Genomic DNA, 3,664 nt, shown 5'->3' with positions numbered 1-3,664 from the left:
GTATTGAAGCGAACCAACTCCATTCTGTACATTACTGATTGTAACTGTACTTGTTGTATTTGCCGCTGGAGCACAATAAATCGGTGTTCCTGCGATATCCATATCCGTAGGAGCGTTTAACGCTGGTACGTTGACTCCATTTGTTAATGTAAATATACAATCGTGAGCATCTTTCACTAAAACATTAAATGTTGTTCCTGCAAAAGTTTCAAAAATATTGTTGTCAGTATAAGTTGTTCCATTATCAAAACTATACTTATAAGGTGCCGTTCCTGAACCAGCTGGAACATTAATTGTAACAACTGCTTTAGTTGGCGCATTTCCTGTACCACAAGCCAATGGTGCAGTGATAGTTGATGTTGCCGTTAGAGGTGTAGGCTGTCCAACTGTTATTGCTGCATTAGAATAAGTACATGACTTAGCATCTCTTACAGTAACAATATAAGACGTACCTGCGCTCAATCCAGTAAATACATTAGAAGCTTGGAAAGTTCCTCCATTCAATTGATATTGGTAAGGACCAACACCTGAAGTAACATTTACTGTAATTGTTCCGTCTGAACCTCCATTACAAATCACATCTGTCACCGCTGTTGTAAATACAGTTGCTGGAAGCGGATCTAATGTAAATGTCGTTGTAGCCTGACAAGCTGCTGGCAGCTTAGCATCGCTTACTCTAAATATATAATTTCCTAACGCACTTGTTTGAAGTACATTTGAAGGCATACTTACATAAGTTGCTCCATTTAGAGAATATTCGTAAGTATATGCTGTATTGTAACCTCCTGTTGCTGTTAATGTAATTTCAGCATATGGAGTTCCTGTACAATCTAATTCTTTTGTCAATTTAGCATCTAAGAATAACTGTGGTTTCACTTCAAAAGTAGTAGTGGCTGTACAACCGTTACCATCTTTAATAACCAAAGTATATACTTTTGCTTCATTGAATGTAAATGTTGGACTTGTTTGGAAAGTACTTCCATTTACACTATAAGTAGGTGCTCCAACAATTGCTGGATCAACTGTACCTGTAATTGTGAAAGTAAATGCTGTACCGTTATAACAGAACGCTGCTGGTGCTGTAATAGTAGGTTCATCATCTTTATCTAACGTTACTGTCGCTGCTTTAATACAACCATATGCATCTTTTACGTAAGCAATATAGCTACCCGCATTTCTATTAAACGTATTTGCATTCGCCCAGCCAGCAGTCGCTGCAGTTGGTACAGGATCTGTTGAAAGCAATAATAAATATGTATATGGTGCTGTACCGTCTTTAGCAACTGCTGTAATAACTCCTGAATTAGGATTACAATTTGCATTTTTAGAAACAGAAGCTGTTATAGATAAATCAATTGCAGATTCTGTAATATTAAATGTATTTGTAGCAATACTACATCCTGCATTTGTTGCGCCCGCAGTTTCTCTAATTACTACAACGTAATTCCCGAAACTTAGTGCTCCCAGATTATTGATCACTAGATTTCCATTTGCAGGAACTGTACCTGTTCCTGTAATTCCGGTACTCACCATAGTGAAAGAATTGTAGATTTCGTAGCTCACTGGCGTTGCAGTTGGATATATACTGCGTATAGTTAAACTAACATTACCATTATTACTTCCTTTGCAAGTAATGTTATTAGATGTCAATCCGTTAACTGTTAATGTAGAATTTGTAGGAATAGCTACTGTAGCTGTTTCATAATAATAACAACCTGTTCCTGCGTCATGTACAATAAAAGTATATTTAACACCTGGTATTAAGTTTGGTATCGTAGTTTTTTTACTTCCTGGATTTGTTCCTGGAGGAGTTCCTACAACGTCTTCATCATACCAAGGTAAAGTAGTTGGAGAAGTATAAGTCATTCCTGGACCAGTGTAAACTGCAAAATGGAATGGACCATTACCTACAATACTACCCATAGATGTAGTATTAATCGCTACCTCTGCTGATCCTAATCCTGAACAGTCTGCAGGCGGAGCCGTAACTGTAATATCTAAATCATCTGGAGGAGATGCTACTAATACGTTTTGTTCAATATTCGTACATCCGTTTGCATCAGTAATAATAATTTGATATAATCCAAAATCTACAACTTCGAATACAGCTGTTGTACCAGTTTGATTTGAAAATTTCTGATCATAACCGTTAACGCCTGTTACATGGTATATGTAATTAGGTGTTCCACCTGTTACATTATTAATTGTAATCGATCCCAAAGAAACCCCGCCACCGACACATGTAATTGGAGTAACTGTACGCGTTACAACAATAGGAGTTGGTTGACTGATCGTGATTGTTTCTGTATCAAAACATCCTCTAGCATCTCTTACAGTAATAATATAAGTACCCGCAGCTAAACCTGAAGTCTGTGTACCGTAATCTTTTTTAGTAGTATCATTGAATACATTGATTACAAATGGAGCTAATCCTTTTGTAGCATCATATGTCACAGAAATTGCTGCAGTTTCTTCACCGCTACAATTAATTGTTTGTGTCTGTGTAACACCCGTAATTTCTGGTGTAACTGTCGGCGTTATAATTACAGCTGAAGATACGGCAGTACAACCTCTCGAATCTGTAACTGTAAATGTATAAGTTCCGTCTGTAGTTGTTGTAAATACATTTCCAGCAAATGTTCCTGTGTTTGGAGAACTTGTGTAAGTGTAAGTACCATTTCCGCCAGCTGCAGTTAAAGTAACTTGAGCAGCTACTGGAGCAGAACATGTAATATCTTTATCTAAAACAGCAGATAATGTTAACGGATTGTTTACAATCGCCACATTACTGTCTGCAGTACAACCATTACCGTCTTTAATTCTAACTGTATAACTTCCTGGTGTAGTAATAACAAATGTATTACCTGCTTGATATGAAGCACCATTGTTGATACTATAGCTCAATGGAGCTACTAAACCAGTACCTGGAGTTGCTGTAATTGTATAGCTTCCTACACCAAAACATTGTCCAGTTGCACTAGCTGATACTGTTGGAACAGCATCTCTAGTAATTGTAATATCTAATTTGAATGAACAATTATTAGCATCTAAGATATAAACATCCCAATTTGGAGTTGCTGGATCTAAGTTTGCTTTATTATTGTTTGTATATGTTCCAGCAGGAGCGCCATCAGCAACAAATGAATATCTGTATACTGGTGTTCCGCCTGCAGCTGTAACTGTAACTTCAGATGTAGTTACAAAACAGTTTGCATTTACCGCTGCATAGGTAGCTGATAAAGCTGCTGTAGGTTGATTAATTGTTATAGACGCATTATCAGAACATCCTGTAGTTTCATCTGTAACAACAATTGCATAAGTACCCGCTGTAAGACCTGTTAAATTAACAGTAGCCGCAGTATTTCCTGTTACAGCTGTTCCGCCGTTTACAGTATAGCTATAAGAAGAAGTTGCAGCAAAACCAGCAACGTCTAATCTAATAGATCCTGTATTACCACCATTACAAAGAACATCACTTGTTTTCTTAGCAATTAATGTAATTGGAGTCGCAGGATTAATAGTATGCGCTTCTGTATAATAACATCCGTTTGCATCAGTAACCTTGAACATATAAGTTCCAGGAGCTAATCCTGCAAAACTGTTAGATGCTTGTTTAGCAATAATTACTGGTGATGGAGCAATTGTTTCGTATTGTAATGCACCA

At 37.1% G+C, this 3,664-nt stretch carries 1 protein-coding gene; it reads right to left on the bottom strand.

Features of this window, described 5'->3' with window-relative positions:
- Window positions 1-3,664, bottom strand: a 3,664-nt coding sequence (locus ACFSC2_RS10630; protein WP_379818639.1) for a beta strand repeat-containing protein, incomplete at both ends; no start/stop codon positions are given.

This window comes from Flavobacterium artemisiae, assembly GCF_042678225.1.
GTDB classification, from domain to species: domain Bacteria; phylum Bacteroidota; class Bacteroidia; order Flavobacteriales; family Flavobacteriaceae; genus Flavobacterium; species Flavobacterium artemisiae.
The sequence above is the reverse complement of the archived record's forward strand: the minus strand, read 5'-3'. Positions and strand labels throughout refer to the sequence as shown.